Here is a 25,141-nt window from a genome sequence, read left to right on the forward strand (position 1 = left end):
GGTTATTATTTACGGCTTTTTATTACGCGGAATATGCCAAAAAAGGCACACACTTATCTGTGTTATTGACGCACTAAAAATCGTCCCAAAGTGCAATCGTTTCATTTAACGCGCCAGGACATGCCTATTCTTTGGATTATTTTTTTCTCACCATCGTAAACTTTTACTATTCGAGGCCGATAAGAGTCCTGAACTACTTTCGTATTTAAGGAAAATATGCATGGCTACTATCAGTAACCTCGGGATAGGTTCTGCAGGACTCGGGGAATTATATAATCAGTTGGATGCAGCAGAACGAACCAAGCTGACGACGATTACTACCCAGCAATCAACGTATAACGCACAGTTAAGCGCGTACGGCAAGCTGCAGAGTGCCATGACCTCGCTGCAGACTGCGACAGCTGCGCTGGGTAAAGCGACCACATGGAACTCAACCGCCGTAAGCAGCACCAACACGGCCTTTACGGCAACCACGACCGCAGACGCATCCGTCGGCTCTTATGTGGTTAATGTCAACCAGGTGGCAAAAGCACAGGCGCTCACGACGGGTTCGTATGCCACCAACACTGAGCTGCTGGGCGATACGACCGGCACGACGCGTAAAATTACGATTACCCAGCCGGGGACAAAAACGCCTTTAGAGGTGAACCTGGCCGATGGCGATACGTCGCTTGCCGGGATCGCGAGCGCGATTAATAAAGCGAACGGCAACGTCACCGCCAGCGTAATCAAGGCGAAAGACGGCGATTACCGCCTGATGCTCTCCTCGAAAACCACCGGTACGGATGGCGAGATGACCATCAGCGTCACCGGGGACGACAAGCTGCAAAGCGTAATCGGCTACGACTCAACCGCCAAAACCGGCGCGCTGGCGGTAAATACCGCGGCCCAGAACGCGATTGTCGTTGTGAACGACATCAAGATTGAGCGTCAATCGAACACCATTTCCGATGCGCTGCCGGGGATGACCTTCACCGTGAAGGCAGAAAGTAAAGCGGATGAAATGCTGGAAGTAACGCGCGCCACGGATGCAAACCAAAAAGCCGTAACGGACTGGGTAACCGCGTATAACTCGCTGCAGTCCACCATTAACAGCCTCACCAAATATGTCGCGGTCGACGCGGGTGCTGGCGGTCAGTCCACCAGCAACGGCGCGCTGGTGGGTGATGCAAACGTGCGCGGGATCCAGTCTCAGCTGCGCGGTCTGCTGACCGAAGTTCAGGCTGGCTCCGTTCAGATTATGGCTCAGCTGGGGATTACCCAGGATCCGGTAAAAGGTGCAGACGGTACGGTCGGTAACCTCAAAGTGGATTCCGATAAGCTGAAAAAAGCGCTGACCGACAACCCGACCGCCGTACAGCAGTACTTTATCGGTGACGGAAAGAAAACCGGTCTGGCGACCCAGATGAACAACACGCTGACCACCATGCTCAGCACCAGCACCGGCAGCGCGGGCGTGATCCAGAACGCGAAAGACGGTATCAACAAAACGCTGAAAACCCTGGGCGAACGTTACGACTCTATGGAAGCCTCTATTGATGCCACCATGGCGCGTTACAAAGCGCAGTTCACCAGCCTGGACGTATTAGTCACCAAAATGACCAGTACGGCCAACTATCTGACCCAACAGTTCTCACAAAAATAGTCGTAGCCTTCAGGAGTGGATATGTATAAGACCTCTGGTGTTCAATCCTATCAGCAGATAGGAGTAGAAAGCGCAGTTATGAATGCCAGTCCACACCAGCTGATTGTCATGTTGTTCGACGGGGCGCATAGCGCCCTCGTCCGTGCGCGTTTGTTCATGGAAGCCGGACAAATTCGTGAAAAAGGCGAAGCGTTATCGAAAGCCATTAACATCATCGACAACGGTTTAAAAGCAGGACTGAACATGGAGGTTGAGAGCGAGCTGTCCAGTAATCTTGCCTCCTTGTACGAATATATGGTTCGACGTTTATTACTGGCGAACGTCAGTAATGACGTAGACGCAATTGTTGAAGTCGAGGGTTTATTAAACAACATTGCGGATGCGTGGAAGCAAATCGGCCCCAATGCGTCCTCTATTTCAGGATAATTTTGATGAATAATCCCAGCGCAGCGCTTAGCCACTGGCAGGCGTTACATGCTCAGAGCATTGCTATGCTAAATCTCGCACATTCTGGTCAATGGGATGCGCTTATTGAGCAGGAAATGCATTACGTTCAACTGGTGGAAAGGATTTCGCAAACGCCCATCATGTCATGCCCCCCGGCTCAGGTTGAGCAAGCGCGTGCGCTGCTGGAGATGATCCTCGACAATGAGAATACGTTAAAGGCGCTGCTGAAAGTGCGGATGGACGAACTGCGTAATCTCATCGATCAAACCGGCAAACAGCAATCCATCACCTCTACCTATGGAAAGCTGTCAGGGAATATTCTTTATCCAGAAAGTGTTACCCGCGACACACAATTATGATTTCTTCATCCATACTCCAGAAGTCTGCCATATGGCTTCTGGAGCACGGACGATGAAAAACCCCACCCTGTTACAATGCTTTCACTGGTATTACCCCGCTGGCGGTGAATTGTGGCGAGAAGTCACGGCGTTAGCCCCCAATCTTAATGAAATCGGCATCAACATGATCTGGCTGCCGCCCGCGTATAAAGGGGCTTCCGGCGGGTATTCGGTTGGCTATGACTCTTACGATCTGTTTGACCTCGGCGAGTTTGACCAGAAAGGCAGTATCGCCACGAAATACGGTGACAAAGCGCAGCTGCTGGAAGCCATCGACGCCCTCAAAAGCAACGAGATTGCCGTCCTGCTGGACGTGGTGGTGAACCACAAAATGGGGGCTGATGAGAAAGAGCCTGTCCGCGTGCAGCGCGTGAACGAACAGGACCGTACACAAATTGATGATGAAATCATCGAGTGTGAGGCCTGGACTCGCTACACCTTCCCTGCCCGCGCCGGGCAATATTCGCAGTTTATCTGGGATTACAAGTGCTTCAGCGGCGTCGACCATATTGAAAACCCGGATGAAGACGGGATCTTTAAAATCGTCAACGACTACACCGGCGAAGGCTGGAATGACCAGGTCGATGATGAGATGGGTAACTTCGATTACCTGATGGGCGAAAACATCGACTTTCGCAATCACGCCGTCACCGAGGAGATCAAATACTGGGCCCGCTGGGTCATGGAACAGACGCACTGCGACGGTTTTCGTCTGGACGCCGTCAAGCATATTCCCGCCTGGTTTTACAAAGAGTGGATTGAGCACGTCCAGGAAGTCGCCGAACAGCCGTTGTTTATCGTGGCGGAATACTGGTCTCATGAGGTGGATAAACTTCAGGCCTATATTGACCAGGTCGACGGTAAAACCATGCTGTTTGATGCCCCGCTGCAGATGAAATTCCACGAAGCGTCGCGCCAGGGACGAGATTACGACATGAGCCAGATCTTCACCGGCACGCTGGTGGAGGCCGACCCGTTCCATGCGGTGACCCTCGTCGCGAACCACGACACTCAACCCTTGCAGGCGCTGGAGGCCCCGGTCGAAGCCTGGTTTAAACCGCTGGCGTACGCGCTGATCCTACTGCGGGAAAACGGCGTGCCGAGCGTCTTCTATCCGGATCTGTTCGGCGCAAGCTATGACGATACAGGAGGGGACAGTGAAACGTACCATATTGATATGCCGGTGATTGAGCAGCTTCACGAACTGATCCTCGCCCGCCAGCGTTTTGCCCACGGCGTGCAGACGCTCTTTTTTGACCATCCTAACTGCATCGCCTTCAGCCGCAGCGGCACGGAAGACGATCCCGGCTGCGTGGTGGTGATGTCGAACGGCGACGACGGCGAGAAGGTAATTTGCCTGGGGGAAAACTACGGCAACAAAACGTGGCGTGATTTCCTCGGCAATCGTGAAGAAACGGTCACCACCGCGGCGGATGGCGAAGGCACCTTTACCTGTAAAGGGGGAAGCGTCAGCGTGTGGGTGATTGAGGATGCGTTGTAGAACGGGAAACGTGCGGCCTGATGCCCTCACCCCGTCCCTCTCCCACAGGGAGAGGGCGCAAACACCAAAAACGGCAACGAGGTTGCCGTTTTGCTTTTACCCTTAGGGCAGTTTACTCTCCAGCGGATTCTTGCTCAGGTAATCGGCACATTCCACCGTTGGGCGGTCAACCTTCCGCAGCTCCATCCCGTCATATTCAAGCGTAGCGCCGTCGCGTTCCAGCGGATAGATATCCAGCTTGCGTGTGACGTTATAATAGCTGTCTGAACGCAGCATGATCTTACCCGGTACGGCAATCATGCGCTGCCACTGGCGGCAGTCCAGCGTATCGCCCTCTTCCGTCACTACCAGTGTGGCAATCGCTTCAGGGCTAACCAGACTGCTCTGCGGCCCTTTCGACTGCCAGTATCCCGCCAGGTTCGCCGGGACGGGATGCTTGATCACGTCATTATAGTTATCGACCTGAACGCACCCGGTCAGTGCCAGCAGCGCGCCAGCAATTGCTATTTTTTTCATCATCTTTCCTGCATTCGAAGAAAAAAATATTGTGGCATTAAAGCGCTGAGGCTGCCAGCGAAGATCGAGGGGGCTTAAACACAAGAAGGACAGGTTTACTGACATCTGATAAAACCCCGTTTAAACGGGGTTTTGTATGACAGCATGTTGGAAATTAATACAGACTCGAGATAAACGCGCTTACAGGTTCTGGTAACAAATCCTGTGGGTGATCGCCACCGAAGGTAGCCCACTTGCTTTTGCCATTGATAATAGTTGATGCAACACGACTATTGGATTCACTATTATATACAGTGATTTTCACTTCAATCTTGTCTGGAATGCCGGACCACTCAGTTGCACGATCTTCCCAGTGCAATATCTGTGGGACCACATAATAACCGCGGCTAAGTGTATGGCGGCTTTTGAGACAGGCAAGATCATCACAGTCGGCAAAAACTGTCACATTATCTGAATGTCGCAAAAATGCAGCTTTTACAGCGTCTGCCGTAGCTTTGCCAGACCCCGAATAAGTGTGTGTTTCATATACACCGTCAGTTGGCTGAGAGATCGCAACTGGGGAATCTTTTAACAGGGGCTCTGTACGCTCCTGAATATTATTTGTGCTGTATTTGGCGGAACAACCTGCCAGTAAAATTGCAGAAAAAAACAGAAACAAACTTTTCACTTTTCTATCCCTGTAAAATAAAGGAGTTACATTTTATCAGGCCAGCCCAGGTGAAACATATGTTTGCATCATGAAGACGTGACAAAACTGGTGAAATGCGTCGAGGAGGCACAGTTCTGGAAGGCGAAATTGACCGTATGAGACGCCTGTCCAGAACGAAATGTAATTAGCTTTGTCCCACCCATGTCCCATAACATGTCTGAGAGCAATCATTAACTATAAATTTCATCAGGTTTGATTGCTTAAACCTGCATCCCCATCACTTCCTGATACGCCGACACCAGCTTGTTACGCACCTGGATCCCCATCTGCAGGGAAACCGAGGCTTTTTGCAAATCGGTCATCACATCATTGAGCGCCACGCCCGGCTCGCCGAGGGTGAACTTCTCCGCCTGCGTACGCGCAGCGGTCTGGGTATCGCTGATACGGTCAAGAGCGGCATGCAGTTGCCCCGCAAAGCTGATGGTCGGCTGCTGTTCTGCCACATTCTGATTACGGGCCGTCATCGCCGTTGCCTGCAACTGACTGATGACCCCTTCAATGCCCTGTATAGCCATGACTCTCCCCTGGATGGTTTTTTACGCGGTCAAGACTAACAGCTTGTCAATAAGATAATGGCGGTAAATAGCGTGAAAAAACCAGGTTATTTGACGCATAGAAAATCCGGAATCGTCAAATAATGGCAGGGCCATCAATATGGAACTTTTGTCGTGTTTGCCGACCCGGGAGTCAGTTTTGTTTCTCTACACGAATAACGTAAACCACCAGGATTTAAGAGGTGCGCAATGAGTGCAACAGCATCGACAGCGCCACAAAATAAATCACTCGAGTGGATGAACCGCCTTCGCGCGAATCCTAAAATCCCGTTGATCGTGGCAGGCGCTGCCGCAATTGCGATCCTTGTAGCGATGGTTTTATGGGCGAAAAGCCCTGATTACCGCACGCTCTACAGCAACCTTTCCGATCAGGATGGCGGCGCCATCGTCACCCAGCTTACCCAGATGAACATCCCGTATCGCTTTGCCGATAATGGCGGTGCGCTTGAGGTACCGGCGGATAAAGTGCACGAGCTTCGTCTGCGCCTGGCACAGCAGGGCCTGCCAAAGGGCGGCGCGGTCGGCTTTGAGCTGCTGGACCAGGAAAAATTCGGCATCAGCCAGTTCAGCGAGCAGGTGAACTACCAGCGTGCGCTGGAAGGCGAGCTGGCCCGCACCATTGAAACGTTAGGCCCGGTAAAGAGTGCCCGCGTGCACCTGGCAATGCCTAAACCCTCTTTATTTGTTCGTGAACAGAAATCCCCTTCAGCTTCCGTTACCGTGAACCTCGAGCCCGGCCGCGCGCTGGACGAAGGGCAAATCAGCGCGGTAACGCATCTCGTCTCCAGCGCCGTCGCCGGCCTGCCGCCAGGTAACGTGACGCTGGTGGATCAAAGCGGACACCTGCTGACGCAATCCAATACCGCCGGTCGTGACCTGAACGACGCGCAGCTAAAATACGCCGCCGACGTTGAAAGCCGTCTCCAGCGCCGCATCGAAGCGATCCTCGGCCCGGTGGTGGGCAACAGCAACGTGCACGCCCAGGTGACCGCGCAGATTGACTTCTCTAATAAAGAACAAACCGAAGAGCAATACAGCCCGAACGGCGATGCGGCTCAGGCGGTCATGCGTTCACGCCAGATCAACTCCAGCGAACAGATCGGCGGGGCCTATCCTGGCGGCGTGCCGGGCGCGCTCTCTAACCAGCCAGCACCGGCAAACGCGGCGCCGATTTCCACGCCGCCTGCCAACCAGCAGAACGGTCAGCAAAATAATCAGCAGACCACCTCAACGACCAATAACGCCGGTCCGCGCTCCAGCAGCCGTAACGAAACCACGAACTATGAAGTGGACCGGACGATCCGCCACACTAAGCTGAACGTGGGCGATATTCAGCGTCTTTCCGTTGCGGTGGTGGTGAACTACAAAACCCTGCCGGACGGCAAACCGTTGCCGTTAACCGCCGAGCAGATGAAGCAGATTGAGAACCTTACCCGCGAAGCGATGGGCTACTCCGAGAAGCGCGGCGATACCCTCAACGTGGTGAACTCTCCGTTTAACTCGGTTGAAGAGACCGGCGGTGAACTGCCGTTCTGGCAACAGCAGGCGTTTATCGACCAGCTGATGTCCGCAGGCCGCTGGCTGCTGGTGCTGATTGTCGCGTGGCTGCTGTGGCGTAAGGGCGTTCGTCCTCAGCTCCAGCGCCGTGCGGAAGCCGAAAAAGCGGCTCGCGAGCAGATGAATACGCGTCAGGAAACGGAAGAAGCCGTTGAAGTTCGCCTCAGCAAAGATGAACAGATGCAGCAGCGTCGTGCTAACCAGCGCATGGGCGCTGAGGTGATGAGCCAGCGCATTCGCGAAATGTCAGATAACGATCCGCGCGTCGTGGCGCTGGTCATCCGCCAGTGGATGGGTAACGAACATGAGTAATACGCTTACGGGCACCGATAAAAGCGTCATCCTGCTGATGACCATTGGCGAAGATCGCGCGGCAGAGGTGTTTAAACACCTCTCCCAGCGAGAAGTGCAAATTCTCAGTGCGGCGATGGCCAACGTGCGTCAAATCTCCAACAAACAGCTGACCGAAGTGCTGTCAGAGTTTGAACAGGAAGCCGAACAGTTTGCCGCGCTGAACGTCAACGCCAACGACTACCTGCGCTCCGTGCTGGTCAAGGCGCTGGGCGAAGAGCGTGCCGCCAGCCTGCTGGAAGACATTCTGGAAACCCGCGATACCGCCAGCGGTATCGAAACGCTCAACTTTATGGAGCCGCAGAGCGCCGCAGACCTGATTCGCGACGAGCACCCGCAGATTATCGCCACCATCCTGGTTCACCTCAAACGTGGCCAGGCGGCGGATATTCTGGCCCTGTTCGAAGAGCGCCTGCGTCACGACGTGATGCTGCGTATCGCGACCTTCGGCGGCGTTCAGCCGGCCGCGCTGGCGGAGCTGACCGAAGTGCTGAACAACCTGCTCGACGGTCAGAACCTCAAGCGCAGCAAAATGGGCGGCGTGAGAACGGCGGCGGAAATTATCAACCTGATGAAAACGCAGCAGGAAGAAGCCGTCATTTCGGCGGTTCGCGAATTCGACGGCGAGCTGGCGCAGAAAATCATCGACGAGATGTTCCTGTTCGAAAACCTCGTCGAAGTGGACGACCGCAGCATCCAGCGCCTGCTCCAGGAAGTGGATTCCGAGTCGCTGCTTATCGCCCTCAAAGGCGCCGAACAGCCGCTGCGCGAGAAGTTCCTGCGCAACATGTCCCAGCGTGCGGCGGATATCCTGCGCGACGACCTTGCCAACCGTGGCCCGGTTCGTCTGTCTCAGGTGGAAAACGAACAGAAAGCCATCCTGCTTATCGTTCGTCGTCTGGCGGAAACCGGCGAGATGGTGATTGGCAGCGGAGACGACACCTATGTCTAATGAGCTGTCGTGGAAGCGCTGGACGCCGGACGATCTGGCCCCTCCCCTTGCCGAATTCACGCCCGCGGTGGTCTCGCCCGCAGAGCCCGACGCGGACGTTGAACAGCCCGAGCTGAGCGAAGAGGAGCAGCAAGCGCAGATGCTGGCCCAGCTGCAAATGCAGGCGCACGAGCAGGGCTATAACGCCGGTCTGAACGAAGGCCGCCAGAAGGGGCACGATCTGGGGTACCAGGAAGGCCTGGCGAAAGGGTTAGAGCACGGCATCGATCAGGCGCGCCAGCAGCAGGCGCCGATCCATGCCCGCATGCAGCAGCTGGTCAGCGAGTTCCAGCACACGCTGGACGCGCTGGACAGCGTGATTGCCTCGCGTCTGATGCAGATGGCGCTGGAGGCGGCGCGTCAGGTTATCGGCCAGACGCCCGTGGTGGATAACACCGCGCTGATTAAACAAATTCAGGGTCTGCTTCAGCAGGAGCCGCTGTTCAGCGGCAAACCGCAGCTGCGCGTCCACCCGGACGATCTGCAGCGCGTTGAAGAGAGCCTGGGCGCAACGCTTAGCCTGCACGGCTGGCGTCTGCGCGGCGACCCATCCTTACACCACGGCGGATGCAAAGTCTCTGCCGATGAAGGCGACCTGGATGCCAGCGTCGCCACCCGCTGGCAGGAACTGTGTCGCCTGGCGGCACCGGGAGTCGTCTGATGACCGCACGCCTTACCCGCTGGCTCACCACGCTCGACAATTTTGAGACGAAGATGGCGCAACTGCCATCTGTTCGTCGTTATGGGCGACTGACGCGCGCCACCGGTCTGGTACTGGAGGCCACCGGCCTGCAGCTTCCCCTGGGTGCGACCTGCGTCATTGAGCGTCAGGATGGGCAGGAAACGCGTGAAGTGGAAAGCGAAGTGGTCGGGTTTAACGGCCAGCGCCTGTTCCTGATGCCGCTTGAAGAGGTGGAAGGCATACTGCCCGGTGCGCGCGTTTACGCCAAAAACATCAGCGGCGACGGGCTGCAAAGCGGGAAACAGCTGCCGCTTGGCCCTGCCCTGCTCGGCCGCGTGCTGGACGGCAGCGGGAAGCCACTTGACGGGCTGCCCGCGCCGGACACCACCGAAACCGGCGCGCTGATTACCCAGCCGTTCAACCCCCTGCAACGTACCCCTATTGAGCACGTGCTGGATACCGGCGTGCGTCCGATTAACGCCCTGCTCACCGTAGGGCGCGGACAGCGCATGGGCCTGTTCGCCGGTTCCGGCGTCGGGAAATCCGTCCTGCTCGGCATGATGGCGCGCTATACCCAGGCCGACGTGATTGTCGTGGGCCTGATCGGCGAGCGTGGTCGCGAAGTAAAAGACTTTATTGAAAACATTCTGGGTGCGGAAGGCCGCGCCCGCTCGGTGGTGATCGCCGCGCCGGCGGACGTGTCGCCGCTGCTGCGTATGCAGGGTGCCGCCTACGCCACCCGTATCGCCGAAGATTTTCGTGACCGCGGCAAGCACGTGCTGCTGATCATGGACTCCCTCACCCGCTACGCAATGGCGCAGCGTGAAATTGCGCTGGCCATTGGCGAGCCGCCGGCCACCAAAGGCTATCCACCTTCGGTCTTCGCCAAACTTCCGGCGCTGGTAGAGCGTGCGGGTAACGGCATCAGCGGCGGCGGCTCCATCACCGCGTTCTATACGGTGCTTACCGAGGGCGACGACCAGCAGGACCCGATTGCCGACTCCGCGCGCGCGATCCTGGACGGCCATATCGTGCTGTCGCGCCGCCTGGCCGAAGCCGGGCACTACCCGGCAATTGATATTGAAGCGTCCATCAGCCGTGCGATGACGGCATTGATTACCGAGAAGCACTACGCCCGCGTGCGTAACTTCAAACAACTGCTTTCCAGCTTCCAGCGCAACCGCGATCTGGTCAGCGTGGGGGCGTATGCCAAAGGCAGCGACCCGATGCTCGACAAGGCGATTAGCCTGTGGCCGCAGCTGGAGGCGTTTTTACAACAGGGCATATTTGAGCGTGCCGACTGGGAAGATTCAATCCAGGCGCTGGAACTGATTTTCCCGCAGGTGTAACACAGGTGGAGGGCGAAGGTCATGGCGCAAAACAGCGCGTTATCAACGCTGAAAGATCTGGCTGAAAAAGAAGTTGATGATGCCGCATTGCAGCTTGGCGCAATGCGACGCGGGTGCCAGCAGGCTGAAGAACAGTTGAAGATGTTAATCGACTATCAGCATGAATATCGCACCAACCTCAATACCGATATGACGCAGGGCATTGGCAGCCAGCGCTGGATTAACTATCAGCAGTTTATCCAGACGCTGGAGAAGGCGATAGAGCAGCACCGCCAGCAGCTAAACCAGTGGACCCAAAAAGTCGATACCGCGCTGAATTTCTGGCGCGAGAAAAAACAGCGGCTGCAGGCCTGGCAGACCTTACAGGACCGGCAGATTGCAGCCTCGACCCTGGCGGAAAACCGCCTGGATCAGAAGAAAATGGATGAGTTTGCCCAGCGCGCATCAATGAGGAAACCGGAATGATCACACTGCAACAACTGCTGATGAGCGACAGCGACCCGTCAGGCGGGATGCAAACAGGGAAAGGCACCGAGGGTGCACAGGACTTTCTCTCCCTGCTGGCGGGCGCCCTGACGGACGCAACGGGCAAGGGCAACGATGCGCCGCTCACCCTGGCGGACCTGAAAGCCGCCGGCAGCAAGCTGTCGAAGGTCGCGCAGGATGCCAAAGGCGATACCGCTCTGCAGGCCAAAATTGCCGACCTGCTCTCGCGTCAGCCTGCGCTGAATGGCGTTGAAACGTCGGAGCCCGCGCCGCTTGAAACGTTGGTCTCCGGGCTGGTACCGCTGTCAAAGGGCGACGCGCTGAAGACGCTCACTGCGGCCAACGGTAAAGATGACGCTAAAACCGAGCTGAGCGAAGAAGAGCTGGCGGGGCTAAGCGCGCTGATGGCGATGCTGCCGCACCAGCAGACGACCGCCTCTCGTGCGGCAGGCAGCGACGGCGTTCACGCCACCTCGGCGCTGAGTTCAGCCACGCTTTCGCAAAACGGTGCGGGACAGCCGCCGTCCCTGAACGCGCCTGCGGGAAGCCATGACAAAGCGCCGCTTTCTGCGTCCTATCAGAGCCAGGCGAAGAACAACGTTCCGGATCTCGCCGCCAGCGCGCCAGCCACACCGGTCGTGGCCGCAGCCGCTGAGAAGCAGGACTTCGCCAGCGCCTCTTCGTCATCTTCGCCGACCGCTACCCTGGCGCCGATTATCTCCAGCCATGCGGCCAGCCAGCCTGCCGCAACCGTTGCCACCGCCCCGGTGCTAAGCCAGCCTCTGGGCACACATGAATGGCAGCAGTCACTGAGCCAGCACATCACCCTGTTCACTAAGCAGGGCCAGCAGACGGCGGAGCTGCGCCTGCACCCGGAAGATCTGGGCCAGGTGCAAATCTCGCTGAAGCTGGACGATAACCAGGCACAGCTGCAGATGGTCTCTGCGCACAGCCACGTACGCGCGGCGCTGGAAGCCGCGCTGCCGGTCCTGCGGACCTCACTGGCGGAGAACGGCATTCAGCTTTCTCAAAGCAGCGTCAGCAGCGAGAGCTTTGCCGGGCAACAGCAGTCTTCATCCCAGCAGCACCATGCTTCACGCCCGGGCCAGCACGGCGGTTTTAATGAAGAGAGCGATGAGCTCCTGCCGACCCCTGCCGCCCTGCAATCCGCGGCGCGCGGTAACGGTGCCGTAGACATCTTCGCCTAAACGCCAGAGGTAGCGTGATTATCCCCGTCTTTTCCACGCTTTGACGACGGCAGGACACGGGATAATCACCTTATTAAGCTGTACCGAAACAGGAAGCTCGTATCAGATGACAGACTCCGCTATCACCAAAAAAAGCAAGCGTTCCATCTGGATCCCGCTGCTGGTGTTGATCACGCTCGCCGCCTGCGCTACCGCGGGCTATAGTTACTGGCGTATGCAGCAGGAACCTTCAACCGCTGCGGCCAAAGCCGAACCTGCCCCACCGCCGGCGCCGGTCTTTTTCCCTCTGGACACCTTCACCGTTAACCTCGGTGATGCGGATCGCGTGCTGTATGTCGGTATTACGCTGCGCCTGAAGGACGAAGCAACCCGCGCGCGCCTGAACGATTATCTGCCGGAAGTGCGTAGCCGCCTTCTCCTGCTGTTTTCTCGTCAGGACGCCTCCGCGCTGGCTACCGACGTGGGTAAGCAAAAGCTGGTCGACGCCATCAAGCAGACGCTGGCCACCCCGCTGGTAAACGGTCAACCTAAGCAGGAAGTCACTGACGTTCTGTACACAGCCTTTATTCTGCGGTAACGACATGGGCGACAGTATTCTTTCTCAGGCAGAAATCGACGCGCTACTTAACGGCGACAGCGATAAGAGTGACGACCCGCAACCGGGTCTCACCGGCGACGATAATATTCGTCCTTACGATCCCAATACCCAGCGTCGCGTGGTACGTGAACGTCTGCAGGCGCTGGAGATCATTAACGAACGTTTTGCACGTCAGTTCCGTATGGGGCTGTTTAACCTGCTGCGTCGTAGCCCGGATATCACGGTCGGTGCGATCCGCATCCAGCCGTATCATGAGTTTGCCCGCAACCTGCCGGTGCCAACCAACCTTAACCTGATTCATCTGAAGCCGCTGCGCGGCACCGGTCTGGTGGTGTTTTCCCCAAGCCTGGTGTTCATCGCGGTGGATAACCTGTTCGGCGGCGACGGGCGTTTTCCGACCAAAGTGGAAGGTCGTGAATTCACCCACACCGAGCAGCGCGTCATTAACCGCATGCTGAAGCTGGCGCTGGAATCCTACAGCGACGCGTGGAAAGCGATTAACCCGCTGGAAGTGGAGTACGTCCGTTCTGAGATGCAGGTGAAATTTACCAATATCACCACCTCACCGAACGATATCGTCGTCAATACGCCGTTCCACGTGGAGATCGGTAACCTGACCGGTGAGTTCAACATTTGCCTGCCGTTCAGCATGATTGAACCGCTGCGCGAGCTGCTGGTTAACCCGCCGCTGGAGAACTCACGCAACGAAGATCAGAACTGGCGCGAAAACCTGGTACGCCAGGTGCAGCACTCGCAGCTGGAGCTGGTGGCGAACTTCGCCGACATTTCGATGCGGTTATCCCAGATCCTGAAATTACAACCCGGCGACGTTTTGCCGATAGACAAACCCGACCGCATTATTGCCCACGTGGATGGTGTCCCCGTACTTACAAGCCAGTACGGCACGATTAACGGTCAGTATGCGCTACGCGTTGAGCACTTGATCAACCCGATTTTGAATTCGCTGAATGAGGAACAGCCCAAATGAGTGACATGAACAATCCGTCCGATGAAAACAGCGGAGCACTGGACGATCTGTGGGCTGACGCGTTAAACGAGCAAAAAACGACTCCGACAAAAAGCGCGGCGGACGCGGTATTCCAGCAGTTAGGCGGCGGCGACGTCAGCGGCACGCTGCAGGACATCGACCTGATTATGGACATCCCGGTTAAGCTGACCGTTGAACTGGGACGCACCCGGATGACCATTAAAGAGCTGCTGCGCCTCACGCAGGGTTCCGTTGTGGCCCTTGACGGCCTGGCCGGCGAGCCGCTGGATATTCTGATCAACGGTTATCTGATTGCCCAGGGTGAAGTGGTGGTGGTTGCCGATAAATACGGCGTGCGCATCACCGACATCATCACCCCGTCTGAACGCATGCGTCGTCTGAGCCGTTAAGCATGAAAACCCAGGCAACAATATCACAGCCTTCCGCCGTTCCCGGCTCCCCGCTGCTCCAGGTGAGCGGGGCGTTGTTCGGTATTATTGCCTTTATTCTTATCGCCGCCTGGCTGGCAAAGCGTTTTGGCCTGGCGGGTAAAACTGCCGGCCCCCGCGGGCTGAAGGTCAGCGCCAGCACGACGCTTGGGCCGCGCGAACGCGTGGTCATCGTCGATGTGGAAGATGCGCGTCTGGTTCTGGGCGTAACCGGCTCAAACATCAACGTATTACATAAGCTGCCGCCCGCCCCTGCTGTGGTGGACGAGCGTGCAGAGGCCCCTGCGGATTTCCAGTCCGTGATGAAGAGTTTGCTTAAGCGTTCCGGGAGATCCTGATGCGCCGTTTGTTATCCCTGACGCTTGCGGGCGTTGGCCTGTTTGCTCCCGCGGTCTATGCGCAACTGCCCGGTCTGGTGTCAACCCCTCTCGCAGGCGGCGGCCAAAGCTGGTCGCTTCCGGTGCAGACGCTGGTGTTCATCACCTCGCTGACGTTTATTCCGGCTATCCTGCTGATGATGACCAGCTTCACCCGCATCATCATCGTTTTTGGTCTGCTGCGAAACGCGCTCGGCACCCCTTCCGCTCCGCCAAACCAGGTTCTGCTCGGACTGGCGCTGTTTTTGACCTTTTTCATTATGTCGCCGGTGATCGATAAGATTTACACCGATGCCTACCAGCCGTTCAGCGAAGATAAAATCTCCATGCAGGAAGCGCTGGATAAAGGCGCGCAGCCGCTGCGGGAATTTATGCTGCGCCAGACGCGCGAAGCGGATCTGGCCCTCTTTGCCCGCCTGTCCAACACCGGCGAGCTGCAGGGACCGGAAGCGGTACCCATGCGTATTCTGCTGCCCGCCTATGTCACCAGCGAGCTGAAAACCGCGTTTCAGATCGGCTTTACCATCTTTATTCCGTTCCTGATTATCGACCTGGTGATCGCCAGCGTCCTGATGGCGCTCGGGATGATGATGGTGCCGCCCGCGACCATCGCACTGCCCTTTAAGATCATGCTCTTTGTGCTGGTCGACGGCTGGCAGCTGCTGGTCAGCTCGCTGGCGCAGAGTTTCTACAGTTAAGGAACGGTAATGACACCCGAATCGGTCATGATGATGGGCACGGAGGCGATGAAAATCGCCATTGCCGTTGCCGCTCCGCTGCTGCTTGTCGCGCTGGTTACCGGTCTGATTATCAGTATTCTGCAGGCCGCCACGCAGATTAACGAAATGACGCTGTCGTTCATCCCGAAAATCATCGCCGTGTTCGTGGCGATTATCGTGGCCGGACCGTGGATGCTGAACCTGCTGCTGGACTATATGCGCAACCTGTTTACCAATCTGCCGTACATCATCGGCTGACCTGACGATGCTGCACTTCACCAGCGACCAGTGGGTTCAGTGGCTCGGCGTCTACTTCTGGCCGATGCTGCGCATTCTGGCGCTGATCTCCACCGCCCCCATTCTCAGCGAGAAATCGATCCCCAAGCGCGTTAAGGTGGGGCTGGGCATTATCATCACCATTATCGTCGCCCCTTCCCTGCCACCCGTGGATATTCCTATCTTCTCGGCTAACGCGGTATGGGTCGCTTTACAGCAGGTGATGATTGGCGTCGCCGTGGGCTTTACCATGCAGCTCGCCTTCGCCGCCGTGCGCACGGCCGGTGAGTTGATTGGCCTGCAAATGGGGCTATCGTTCGCCACGTTTGTCGATCCCGGCAGCCATCTCAACATGCCAGTGCTGGCGCGCATCATCGATCTGCTCGCCATGCTGCTGTTTCTGTCGCTCAACGGTCATCTGTGGCTCATCTCCATGCTGGTGGATACTTTCCATACGCTGCCGATCGGTGATAACCCGGTCAACAGCAATGCCTTCCTCGCGCTGACCCGCGCGGCGGGGCTGATCTTCCTCAACGGTCTGATGCTGGCTCTGCCGATCATCACACTGCTGCTCACCGTCAACCTGGCATTAGGCTTGCTGAACAGAATGGCTCCGCAGCTCTCGGTGTTTGTGATTGGTTTTCCGCTAACGTTGACGGTCGGAATTTTATTAATGTCATTACTGATGCCACTTATCGCCCCCTTCTGTGAACATTTATTCGGCGAGATATTCAATCTGTTAGCGGATATTGTCAGCGAATTGCCACGTAAATAATAGTCCTCACGGTCGCTATTGTCTTTCTGAGGATATTCCTAAAATAAAACGCGAAAAACATCTTCCAGGATATATCTGACGCGGTTTAAATGTTTCTAACCACCTCACAATACTTAATATTTACTTTACTTTAAGAAGATTCCTGGCAAATTATACGTAACTTTACGGGATAGTGAGTCCGCCTGAAAGTCTTTGTCATGCTCACAGGTTTATTATTTTTTTCCATCCCGTATGGCTGTTTTGAGCTCTCAGGCAGATGGTGAATTATCGTTACGCATTGAGTGAGGGTATGCCATGTCAACGATCATTATGGATTTATGCAGCTACACCCGGCTAGGGTTAACCGGGTACCTGGCAAGCAGAGGGGTAAGAAAGAGAGACATCAACGATGCACACACCGTTGAAGAACTCGCAGCCGCTTGTGACGAACTCAAACCAGGCGTGGTGTTTATTAATGAGGACTGTTTCATTCACGATCCAGCCAACAGTCAGCACATTAAGCAAATCATTAATCAGCATCCAAAAACCCTGTTTATTGTTTTTATGGCGATCGCGAATATCCATTTCGATGAGTATTTGTTGGTCCGTAAAAATTTATTGATCAGTTCTAAGTCGATTAAACCCGAGTCGCTGGATGACATTCTGGGTGATTATTTGAATAAAGAAGTTAAAAATGTAGGAGCGGTTAACTTACCCACCCTTTCATTAAGCAGGACTGAATCAAGTATGCTGCGAATGTGGATGGCTGGACAAGGAACTATTCAGATCTCCGACCAGATGAATATTAAAGCGAAAACCGTTTCGTCACACAAAGGAAATATTAAAAGGAAAATTAAAACGCATAATAAGCAAGTGATCTATCACGTGGTACGTCTGACCGATAATGTGACGAACGGGATTTTCGTCAACATGCGTTAGTGGCTTAAACCCCTTTGCACCCTACCTTTGATCTCTGGCCTGGCCAGAGATTTTTGCTTTTGCGGACGTGGTCGGGCACGCGCAATGCCACCCGACGCCGTACTACTCCGCTTTCTCAACAAAAATGCCGTCCGGATGCCCCAGTTCGTTAAAAAACCAGATGCCGAGCGGGTAGTCTTCCAGTGAGACCAGGTACATTGTGCCTTCACTAAACTCTTCAATTGCCAACACCACCCCCGGGCGGCGCGGCCCACCGTCCGTTTTAACGGTTACCCGATCGTTGACCTTCATACATTCCTCCTCTGGTTTTGAGCCAGTGTAGAACAAAACGCAAAAACACACATCGCCGCACGGCGTGAATGGCGTTTTTATACACAGTCTATACTTACCGTGGACACGGTTTAATGAGGAGCCCCGTAATGAAGACCGATAAAGAGTACAGCGACACCATCAAACGCGAGGTCGAGGTGGATGTCGATGCCCTGCTGGCCGCCATCAATGAGATCAGTGAGTCAGAGGTCCGCCGCACGGACGATGGTTCGGACCACGTCATTGTTAACGGGAGGGATTATCACACCTACCGCGAGCTGGCGGAGGCCTTCGAGCTGGATATTCATGACTTTAGCGTGTCTGAAGCAAATCGTTAGCACGAAAAAAATCCCGGTCATGGGGATGGCCGGGATCAAAACTTGCTTATGCAAGAAGCACTTGAAAATTCGTTACACCAGGAAATCTGATGTACAAACAACACTATCCCCAACGATTTTGCATGACAAGCATATATTCTTACGATGAATATAATATTTTTAACATAATCGTTTTGGTTATGAGCAACAACATGCGCCGAATGCGGGTTTGGCTGGATCGGTTCTCCTCAATCCGGTTTAAGCCCAGATATTTTTTAGGAATATTCTTAGATTAAGGCTCATTCGTTTTCGGGAGTTACTATGCTTTCACTCCGGGGTCCCCTGCTGATTTTTTCCGATCTGGATGGATCGCTGCTGGATATTCATACCTATGAGTGGCAGCCCGCAATGCCGTGGCTGGATAAACTGCAGGACAACCAGGTGCCGGTGATTCTTTGCAGCAGCAAGAGCGCGGCAGAGATGCTGGATATTCAGCAGGATCTGGGTCTGGAAGGGTTACCGTTTATCGCTGAGAACGGCGCGGTGATTCAGCCTGACGTGCGCTGGGAAATGGGTCAGCGCCACATCAACGGTATGACGCACCGGGAGATTCGTCCGCTTATTGAGCAAATCCGCCAGCAGGCGGGCTTCAAATTCACCACCTTTGACGACGTGGACGACCGCGTCATTAGCGAATGGACGGGGATGACCCGATACCGCGCGGTGCTTGCCCGCAAGCATGACGCCTCCGTCACGCTCATCTGGCGTGATTCCGACGAAGCCATGGCCCGGTTTGAAGCGGCGCTGGCGCAACACGGGCTGAAATGCCTGCAGGGTGCCCGTTTCTGGCATATTCTCGATGCCGGCTGCGGTAAGGACATTGCGGCTAACTGGCTAATCGCGCAGTACCGTGAACGGGAAAATATTGAACCCACGACCCTGGGGCTCGGCGATGGGCCGAACGACGCGCCGCTGCTGGACATCGTGGACTTCGCGGTGGTGATTAAGGGGATAAACCGGCAGGGTATTACGTTACGGGACGATAACCCCCGTCGGGTTTATCACACCCGGCAGGCGGGACCGCTCGGCTGGCAGGAGGGGCTGGATCACTTTTTGTCATGATCGTGCCAGACAACCCGGTTACGTCCGTCCTGTTTAGCTTTATATAACCGGGCATCCGCCACGGACTGCAGCTGTTCGAAATCGTAATTTTCGTTTTCCCGGGCGCTGCTGACGCCGAGTGACGCGCTGATGCGCAGGGTCGTACTCTTCTTCACCAGAATCTCCTTGCTGTTGATTCGGCAGCGAATACGCTCCGCGACGCCTCTCGCCTCCTCAAGACCGAGCCCCGGCAGGACGATACAAAACTCTTCCCCGCCCACGCGTCCTGCCACGTCGTTTTTACGCAATGCGCTGGAAATTAGCCCTGCCGAGTGGGAAAGCACCTTATCACCGGCCTGGTGACCGAATCGATCGTTGACGCTTTTAAAATGGTCGAGGTCTAACTGAATGACCGAGAACGGCAACGACTGTTGATGACACTTCTTCGCCAGCAGTTTCGCGCGTTCGAACAGCGCGCCGCGATTATTCAGGCGGGTTAGCGGGTCGTGCCAGGCCTGCCACTTGAGCGAGTGCTGCAGCGTATACATATTGCTGACCATCCGGCGGATCACCAGCCACGAAATCAGCAGCATCGCGGTAAAGAGCGCCCACAGTAATGCCAGTACGATACTGATGCTGCCGAAGTCGCCCTTTACCCCTTCCTGCAGAGTATGGACACGCAAAACCAGGCCATCAAAATGATCGAGCCGCTGCCAGCTAATGAAACGGCTGCCGAGGCGGATGCCACCACCAGTATCGTGCTCGATCGCCTGCGCTATCTGCGCGAGTTCGCGTTCATCGAAATGGTTCACCTGTTTATCTGTCTTTTCAGAGGAGGCAATCATATTGAGCCGGGAGTCGTACAGCTGATACTCCCCCTCCGTACGGTCGTCCGTCGCCTCTGCCAGCAGGCGTTGCATCGTATTCAGCGAGAAATCCATCGCCACCACGCCATACCAGTAGTGATTGAAATAAATGGGGACGCTGGAAGTGATCGTTCGCTCGTCACCGGTCCAGGATGACGGCGTGGAGATAAACCAGCGCACCGCGCGGGAGCGATTGTTACGTTCCGATTGCTGGGTAAACCAGGACTGCGTGACCAGGTGATAATAGCGGGGGATAATATCGCTCGCCTCTGTTAGCGTGTCCGTCGAAAGATAAAACCCGGCGCGTGAAACGTAGATCACCCGCGATTCACTATGCCTGCTCGACGTCGCCAGCCTGAGCAGATAACCCACCTCAAGCGCGGCTGAAATTTCATTGCTGATGCGTTCAGCGTCCCGGTTCAGAATCGACGTTTTTTCAACAAACGCATCCGAGACGCCGTTAATCGGAAGTGTGCGATTTCTATCAACGAGGAGCTGCCAGGTGGGACGCATGCGTAATGCGTTAAAGTGCGATACTGCATCGTGCAAAACATTGAAGGCCAGCGGCGTCTGTAGCGCATCGCGCATGCTCTGGCGAAATAACAGCATTTTATCCACGCTGTACTGCAGCTGCCTGTCCAGCGAGCTGGCCACGGTTTCCAGGTGGTTGCGCTGGCTGGAGATATACGCCTCTTCGAGGACCACCACTTCACGCCAGGTCAGGAGGGTTGAAAATACCAGAACAGTGATAAAACAGAGGTTAACAATCAAACCCGGATTGCTACGCTTATGCAGCCATTGCAGAAAAGATCGTCTTACAACAAAGGTATCGCGCTGCACACACACTCCCTGATTACTGCCTTACACCCGGTACTTCAGTTAAAAACGCCCGGCAAAGCCGGGCGTTATGTGATTAAGCCTGATCGTGCTTGCGCTGGCCGTCACCCGGCTGAAGCTCATCTTCACGAAAGGCTTCCTGCTTAATGCTGTAGCCATCATGCCACCGACATTCCACCATTCCGCTGGAATACCCGGTGACAATCATGCGCGGGCCGCCCTTCTTAGGCTTAACTTCATCACTGACCAAAAAGACCATACCTGCCTCCTGTATCAGGGTGAAACTGTTTCAATTTAGACGAGGAATGGTCTTTTTGCACCCTGCGACGGGTAACAATTAGTGCGCCGTACCGCGCATTTTTTCGATCAGTTTCACCGCCGCCACCACGATAGCGCCAACGATAAAGCCCAGTACCAGATTAAGCAGCGTGGGCAGAATCGCTGCCACCACACTCCCCTGCGCCGAGGCGAAATGTTCGATGGCATGGTGCAGCGGCGCTATGCCGTGGACCACAATGCCGCCGCCCACGAGGAACATCGCCAGGGTCCCCACCACGGACAAGCTCTTCATCAGCCACGGCGCCAGCGTCAGTAAGCCTTTGCCGATGCCTTTAGCCACCGCGCTGGATTTCTCCTCCAGCCAGTAGCCGATATCATCCAGCTTCACGATCAGCCCGACCAGGCCGTAAACGCCCACCGTGACCAGAATGGCGATCCCGGAGAGGATCAACACCTGATTCAGCAGCGGCGCATCGGAGACAATGCCCAGCGTAATGGCGACAATTTCAGCCGACAGAATAAAGTCGGTGCGAATGGCGCCTTTGATTTTATCGCGCTCGAAAACTTTCGGATCCTGCGCGGCAAGCGCTTCAAGGCGCTGCTGGCGCGCCTCCGGGGTATCCTTCTGCTTGCGCGAGCTCAAAGAGTGCAGGACCTTCTCCACGCCTTCGAAGCACAAGAATGCCCCGCCAATCATCAGTAGCGGCGTGATGGCCCAGGGGATGAATGCGCTAATCAGCAGCGCCAGCGGCACCAGGATCACTTTGTTCAGAAACGAGCCTTTTGCCACGCCCCACACCACCGGCAGCTCACGGTTAGCCCGTACCCCGCTCACCTGTTGGGCGTTAAGCGAGAGATCGTCCCCCAGCACCCCTGCGGTTTTCTTCGCCGCCAGTTTCCCCATCACGGAAATATCATCCAGTAAGGTGGCAATATCATCCAGCAATGTTAATAAGCTACTTCCTGCCAAAATGGTGATCCTTCTTTTTTTGGTAATTAAGTGAATAGTATGGAGCAAAAGCGCAATCGCGGAAACAGGCAGCTTTCGTCAACAAAAAATTCACATCAACAACACAATTAAAGGGCTCGCCAGCGCGATAGTTTTCGCGTTTACTATCAGCGACCTTTTTATTTCGTCGTGAGGGATTATGCGTTTCCGGCAACTGCTTCCGCTTATCGGGGCACTTTTTTCGCTGTATATCATCTGGGGTTCCACCTATTTTGTCATTCGCATCGGCGTGGAAAGCTGGCCGCCGCTGATGATGGCGGGCATTCGCTTCCTCTCGGCGGGTGTGCTGCTGCTGGCCTTCCTGCTGCTGCGCGGGCATAAGCTTCCACCGTTCCGCCCAATGCTGAACGCCGCCCTGATAGGCCTGCTGCTGCTGGCGGTCGGTAATGGCTTTGTGACCATTGCCGAGCACCAGAACGTACCGTCAGGGATCGCCGCCGTGGTCGTTGCCACCGTACCGCTGTTTACCCTCTGCTTCAGCCGCCTTTTCGGCATCCGCACCCGCAAGCTGGAGTGGCTGGGGATTGGCATCGGCCTTGCCGGCATCATTCTGCTTAACAGCGGCGGTAACCTGAGCGGGAATCCGTGGGGCGCAGTGATTATCCTTATCGGCTCGATGAGCTGGGCGTTTGGTTCCGTATACGGTTCGCGTATCGAACTGCCGACCGGCATGATGGCGGGGGCAATAGAGATGCTTGCGGCTGGGATTGTGCTGCTGCTGGCCTCAGCCCTGACGGGAGAGGAGCTGACTACCCTGCCGCCGTTGTCGGGCTTCCTGGCGGTAGGCTATCTGGCGCTGTTTGGCTCAATCATCGCCATCAACGCCTATATGTTCCTGATCCGTAACGTCTCACCGGCGGTTGCCACCAGCTATGCCTACGTCAACCCGGTCGTGGCCGTGCTGCTCGGCACCGGGCTTGGCGGTGAAACGCTCTCTCCGGTTGAGTGGTTAGCTTTAGGGGTGATTGTTTTTGCCGTCGTGCTGGTGACCTTAGGCAAATATTTGCTGCCGGCAAAGCCCGTGGTTACGCCTTGCGAGGTGGAGAAACCGTAAGCGCGTGGATCCCCTGCGTGTCGATCTGCGCGGCCTGGCCGCCGCCGCAGATCCACTCTTCCAGCCGTTCGCTCAGATCGGCATCGTTCAGCTTTAACCGCCCTTTCAGCGCACATTCCCAGACGATCAGCACTCTCCAGCCCTGCGCGACAAGCGTGGCGAGATCCCGCGCGTCGCGCTCAACGTTCTTGCCAATCTTCTCCAGCCAGAAATCGGTGCGCGTCGCCGGGACTTTAAACAGGTAGCAGTCGTGATGATGCCAGAAACAGCCGTGGGTGAAGATAATGCACCGATACGCGTCAATGACGAAATCCGGGCGACCCGCAAGTGCGGGATCCTGCACGCGAAAGTCGAAGCCCGCCTGTGTCAGCAGCCCGGCCAGACGCTTTTCTATCGCGGTGTCACGCGTGCCGATGGCACGCATGTTTTTGCTGCGCGTGGCCTTATCGTGAACGTCCGTCATTGACGGCCTCACCCTGGCGGAGCGCCACCGCCTGTCTGATGCGCGGGGCCAGCAGTTTTGCCACCGCCGCGAACGCGGGCACCACCACCGAGTTACCAAACTGACGGTAAGCCTGAGTGTCCGAAACCGGAATGCGGAAACGGTAGCCCTGTGGCGTTTCAAAGCCCATCAGCCGTGCGCACTCCCGCGGCGTGAGGCGCCGCGGACGGTGACGCTGGTTTTGCGGATCGTCGAAATCTTTCTCGCCCAGCGCTTTATCCCAGCCTCTGTCGATCAGGATTTCCGCGCCGTCTTTGTAGTAGCGAGCGGACAGCGTGCGGGTCACGCTGTGCGGATCGTTTGGGTTCACCATGCCAAACCCGAAGCCGTTGCCTTTGGCCTGATGCTTTTTGGCATAGCGGTAGAGGTATTTCCACAGGATCGGGGTAAGGATAAATTTCGCGTCGACCACCGGCTCCAGCAGGTCGGCAATCGTTGGACGACGCTCGGGGTATAAGGAGGGAATATCCCGCAGGGTGAAATCCCCCTTCAGATTGAGATCGCGGCGGAAACCGACGAGCACAATGCGTTCGCGATGCTGGGGCAGGAAGTGTTTCCCGTCGATAATTTTCGGGTCATCCGCGCCCATGTCCTCGGAATCCGCCACGTCATAGCCCAGCTCGTCCAGCGTCTGCATGATAATGCGGAAGGTCTTTCCACCGTCATGGCTCTTTAAGTTCTTGACGTTTTCCAGCACGAATATGGCCGGGCGACGGGCGTCAATGATTCGGGCCACATCGAAAAACAGCGTTCCCTGCGTATCGCAGGCAAAACCGTGGGCACGCCCGAGGGCATTCTTTTTGGAGACGCCGGCCAGCGAGAAAGGCTGACACGGGAAGCCCGCCAGCAGCACGTCATGCGCCGGAATCGTCTGGCGAATGTGCTCGGCGGCTTGTTCATCCGTGACGCCGCTTTTATGGCTCAGGGTAACGTCGCGGATATCGGCGTTGAAATGATGTTCATGCGGATCGCAGTACCAGTTCGCTTTATAAGTGCGTACCGCATGTTTGTTCCACTCGCTGGTAAACACGCACTGACCGCCGATAGCTTCAAAGCCGTGCCGGATGCCACCGATGCCGGCAAACAGATCGATAAAGCGGAAGGCATAGTTCGGGTGCGCGGCAGACGGACGCGGAAGCAGGTCTTGCAGATAACGAAACTCGCTTTCGCTCAGGCGGCGCCCTGCCCGATCGCTGGTCAGCAGTCGCTTAAGGATGGCCGGGCTCCAGTGGCTTTCGCCGTGCGCCACCAGCTGGTTTGCCAGCGTTTTAGCGTCATAAATATCCAGCAGCTGGCGCAGTAATGCCTGCACCGTTGCCGTTGACTTCTCAGCCTGCTCAGGCGCGGGCTCTGTCACTGATCGATTTTCCTGC

General features: G+C 56.0%; 29 protein-coding genes and 1 pseudogene. 21 read left to right on the plus strand and 9 right to left on the minus strand.

The features are described from left to right. Window positions 1–220 precede the first annotated feature (220 nt). Genes fliD through amyA form a run of 4 tightly spaced genes read left to right on the plus strand, consistent with a single transcriptional unit; the run spans window position 221 to window position 3,991 of the window. Window positions 221–1,645 (plus strand): flagellar filament capping protein FliD, encoded by a 1,425-nt coding sequence (gene fliD / locus ACMGGH_RS19890; RefSeq protein WP_224065808.1) that lies wholly within the window; start codon window positions 221–223, stop codon window positions 1,643–1,645. Between the two features lie 21 nt (window positions 1,646–1,666). Beyond that, window positions 1,667–2,071 carry a flagellar export chaperone FliS gene (fliS, locus tag ACMGGH_RS19895; protein ID WP_045260346.1) on the plus strand — a complete coding sequence of 135 codons (405 nt, stop codon included), beginning with the start codon at window positions 1,667–1,669 and terminating at the stop codon, window positions 2,069–2,071. Between the two features lie 5 nt (window positions 2,072–2,076). Then, window positions 2,077–2,451: a flagella biosynthesis regulatory protein FliT gene (fliT, locus tag ACMGGH_RS19900; RefSeq protein WP_045260347.1), complete on the plus strand. Its 375-nt coding sequence runs from the start codon at window positions 2,077–2,079 to the stop codon at window positions 2,449–2,451. 52 nt (window positions 2,452–2,503) lie between these two features. Beyond that, the gene (gene amyA, locus ACMGGH_RS19905; RefSeq protein WP_232948482.1) at window positions 2,504–3,991 is read left to right on the plus strand and encodes an alpha-amylase; all 1,488 of its coding nucleotides are present in this window, start codon (window positions 2,504–2,506) and stop codon (window positions 3,989–3,991) included. Window positions 3,992–4,093: 102 nt separating this feature from the next. Here the strand turns inward: amyA and yedD are convergent, their stop codons facing one another. The 3 genes from yedD to fliE all read right to left on the minus strand — a co-directional run bounded on the left by yedD (window position 4,094) and on the right by fliE (window position 5,731). Further along, window positions 4,094–4,507 (minus strand): lipoprotein YedD, encoded by a 414-nt coding sequence (gene yedD / locus ACMGGH_RS19910; protein ID WP_232948575.1) that lies wholly within the window; start codon window positions 4,505–4,507, stop codon window positions 4,094–4,096. Window positions 4,508–4,661: 154 nt separating this feature from the next. Continuing rightward, the gene (locus tag ACMGGH_RS19915) at window positions 4,662–5,174 is read right to left on the minus strand and encodes a DUF4823 domain-containing protein (RefSeq protein WP_126327033.1); all 513 of its coding nucleotides are present in this window, start codon (window positions 5,172–5,174) and stop codon (window positions 4,662–4,664) included. Window positions 5,175–5,416: 242 nt separating this feature from the next. Then, window positions 5,417–5,731, minus strand: coding sequence for a flagellar hook-basal body complex protein FliE (gene fliE, locus ACMGGH_RS19920; protein ID WP_013097729.1), 315 nt, complete (start codon window positions 5,729–5,731; stop codon window positions 5,417–5,419). Window positions 5,732–5,959: 228 nt separating this feature from the next. Here fliE and fliF point away from each other — a divergent pair, with 228 nt between their 5' ends. The 14 genes and pseudogenes from fliF to rcsA all read left to right on the plus strand — a co-directional run bounded on the left by fliF (window position 5,960) and on the right by rcsA (window position 17,494). Then, the gene (fliF, locus tag ACMGGH_RS19925) at window positions 5,960–7,639 is read left to right on the plus strand and encodes a flagellar basal-body MS-ring/collar protein FliF (protein WP_028013700.1); all 1,680 of its coding nucleotides are present in this window, start codon (window positions 5,960–5,962) and stop codon (window positions 7,637–7,639) included. Next, complete coding sequence (gene fliG / locus ACMGGH_RS19930) at window positions 7,632–8,630, plus strand: flagellar motor switch protein FliG (RefSeq protein WP_014832476.1); 999 nt, start codon at window positions 7,632–7,634, stop codon at window positions 8,628–8,630. Before fliF ends, fliG begins: the two co-directional genes overlap by 8 nt. Continuing rightward, complete coding sequence (gene fliH / locus ACMGGH_RS19935) at window positions 8,623–9,330, plus strand: flagellar assembly protein FliH (RefSeq protein ID WP_045260350.1); 708 nt, start codon at window positions 8,623–8,625, stop codon at window positions 9,328–9,330. Before fliG ends, fliH begins: the two co-directional genes overlap by 8 nt. Next, the gene (fliI, locus tag ACMGGH_RS19940) at window positions 9,330–10,700 is read left to right on the plus strand and encodes a flagellar protein export ATPase FliI (protein ID WP_023330814.1); all 1,371 of its coding nucleotides are present in this window, start codon (window positions 9,330–9,332) and stop codon (window positions 10,698–10,700) included. Before fliH ends, fliI begins: the two co-directional genes overlap by 1 nt. Window positions 10,701–10,721: 21 nt before the next feature. Further along, window positions 10,722–11,165, plus strand: a complete 444-nt coding sequence (fliJ, locus tag ACMGGH_RS19945; protein WP_006811155.1) for a flagellar export protein FliJ — start codon at window positions 10,722–10,724, stop codon at window positions 11,163–11,165. Further along, window positions 11,162–12,394 (plus strand): flagellar hook length control protein FliK, encoded by a 1,233-nt coding sequence (fliK, locus tag ACMGGH_RS19950; protein WP_232948481.1) that lies wholly within the window; start codon window positions 11,162–11,164, stop codon window positions 12,392–12,394. Before fliJ ends, fliK begins: the two co-directional genes overlap by 4 nt. A 106-nt stretch (window positions 12,395–12,500) precedes the next feature. Then, entirely contained in the window at window positions 12,501–12,971 is a 471-nt protein-coding gene (fliL, locus tag ACMGGH_RS19955; protein ID WP_021241388.1) for a flagellar basal body-associated protein FliL, read from the plus strand. Window positions 12,972–12,975: 4 nt separating this feature from the next. Then, on the plus strand, window positions 12,976–13,980 hold the full coding sequence (fliM, locus tag ACMGGH_RS19960; protein ID WP_028013703.1) for a flagellar motor switch protein FliM: 1,005 nt from the start codon (window positions 12,976–12,978) through the stop codon (window positions 13,978–13,980). Then, window positions 13,977–14,390, plus strand: coding sequence for a flagellar motor switch protein FliN (fliN, locus tag ACMGGH_RS19965; RefSeq protein WP_003859592.1), 414 nt, complete (start codon window positions 13,977–13,979; stop codon window positions 14,388–14,390). Before fliM ends, fliN begins: the two co-directional genes overlap by 4 nt. Window positions 14,391–14,392: 2 nt before the next feature. After that, the gene (gene fliO, locus ACMGGH_RS19970; protein WP_232948480.1) at window positions 14,393–14,767 is read left to right on the plus strand and encodes a flagellar biosynthetic protein FliO; all 375 of its coding nucleotides are present in this window, start codon (window positions 14,393–14,395) and stop codon (window positions 14,765–14,767) included. Further along, complete coding sequence (gene fliP, locus ACMGGH_RS19975; RefSeq protein ID WP_008500316.1) at window positions 14,767–15,504, plus strand: flagellar type III secretion system pore protein FliP; 738 nt, start codon at window positions 14,767–14,769, stop codon at window positions 15,502–15,504. Before fliO ends, fliP begins: the two co-directional genes overlap by 1 nt. 9 nt (window positions 15,505–15,513) lie before the next feature. Further along, complete coding sequence (fliQ, locus tag ACMGGH_RS19980) at window positions 15,514–15,783, plus strand: flagellar biosynthesis protein FliQ (protein WP_008500315.1); 270 nt, start codon at window positions 15,514–15,516, stop codon at window positions 15,781–15,783. 7 nt (window positions 15,784–15,790) lie between these two features. Then, a pseudogene (gene fliR, locus ACMGGH_RS19985) lies at window positions 15,791–16,583 on the plus strand (flagellar biosynthetic protein FliR); the annotation flags it as partial. 287 nt (window positions 16,584–16,870) lie between these two features. After that, complete coding sequence (rcsA, locus tag ACMGGH_RS19990) at window positions 16,871–17,494, plus strand: transcriptional regulator RcsA (protein WP_013097740.1); 624 nt, start codon at window positions 16,871–16,873, stop codon at window positions 17,492–17,494. Between the two features lie 102 nt (window positions 17,495–17,596). On the opposite strand, the gene dsrB is transcribed toward rcsA, so the two are convergent. Then, window positions 17,597–17,785 carry a protein DsrB gene (dsrB, locus tag ACMGGH_RS19995; RefSeq protein WP_013097741.1) on the minus strand — a complete coding sequence of 63 codons (189 nt, stop codon included), beginning with the start codon at window positions 17,783–17,785 and terminating at the stop codon, window positions 17,597–17,599. 128 nt (window positions 17,786–17,913) lie between these two features. On the opposite strand from dsrB, the gene yodD reads away from it, so the two are divergent. Beyond that, a complete protein-coding gene (gene yodD / locus ACMGGH_RS20000; RefSeq protein WP_048959254.1) occupies window positions 17,914–18,141 on the plus strand; it encodes a YodD family peroxide/acid resistance protein in 228 nt (75 codons plus the stop codon). Between the two features lie 300 nt (window positions 18,142–18,441). After that, on the plus strand, window positions 18,442–19,242 hold the full coding sequence (locus ACMGGH_RS20005; protein ID WP_048959259.1) for a mannosyl-3-phosphoglycerate phosphatase-related protein: 801 nt from the start codon (window positions 18,442–18,444) through the stop codon (window positions 19,240–19,242). Here the strand turns inward: ACMGGH_RS20005 and dgcQ are convergent. The 3 genes from dgcQ to ACMGGH_RS20020 all read right to left on the minus strand — a co-directional run bounded on the left by dgcQ (window position 19,227) and on the right by ACMGGH_RS20020 (window position 22,176). After that, the gene (gene dgcQ / locus ACMGGH_RS20010; protein ID WP_232948479.1) at window positions 19,227–20,927 is read right to left on the minus strand and encodes a cellulose biosynthesis regulator diguanylate cyclase DgcQ; all 1,701 of its coding nucleotides are present in this window, start codon (window positions 20,925–20,927) and stop codon (window positions 19,227–19,229) included. The two genes, ACMGGH_RS20005 and dgcQ, sit on opposite strands and share 16 nt — an antisense overlap. A gap of 73 nt (window positions 20,928–21,000) precedes the next feature. Beyond that, window positions 21,001–21,183, minus strand: a complete 183-nt coding sequence (locus ACMGGH_RS20015; protein WP_028013710.1) for a YodC family protein — start codon at window positions 21,181–21,183, stop codon at window positions 21,001–21,003. 78 nt (window positions 21,184–21,261) lie between these two features. Beyond that, window positions 21,262–22,176, minus strand: a complete 915-nt coding sequence (locus ACMGGH_RS20020; RefSeq protein WP_169804339.1) for a DUF808 domain-containing protein — start codon at window positions 22,174–22,176, stop codon at window positions 21,262–21,264. A 175-nt stretch (window positions 22,177–22,351) separates the two neighbouring features. Here ACMGGH_RS20020 and yedA point away from each other — a divergent pair, with 175 nt between their 5' ends. Beyond that, window positions 22,352–23,266 (plus strand): drug/metabolite exporter YedA, encoded by a 915-nt coding sequence (yedA, locus tag ACMGGH_RS20025; protein ID WP_045260356.1) that lies wholly within the window; start codon window positions 22,352–22,354, stop codon window positions 23,264–23,266. Here yedA and ACMGGH_RS20030 read toward each other — a convergent pair. Beyond that, the gene (locus tag ACMGGH_RS20030) at window positions 23,238–23,729 is read right to left on the minus strand and encodes a very short patch repair endonuclease (protein ID WP_048959268.1); all 492 of its coding nucleotides are present in this window, start codon (window positions 23,727–23,729) and stop codon (window positions 23,238–23,240) included. The genes yedA and ACMGGH_RS20030 overlap by 29 nt on opposite strands. Next, window positions 23,710–25,125 (minus strand): DNA cytosine methyltransferase, encoded by a 1,416-nt coding sequence (locus ACMGGH_RS20035; RefSeq protein ID WP_041909349.1) that lies wholly within the window; start codon window positions 25,123–25,125, stop codon window positions 23,710–23,712. Before ACMGGH_RS20035 ends, ACMGGH_RS20030 begins: the two co-directional genes overlap by 20 nt. Window positions 25,126–25,141: the final 16 nt, after the last annotated feature.

The sequence above is a fragment of the Enterobacter sp. BNK-16 genome (assembly GCF_048684955.1).
GTDB lineage: Bacteria > Pseudomonadota > Gammaproteobacteria > Enterobacterales > Enterobacteriaceae > Enterobacter > Enterobacter bugandensis.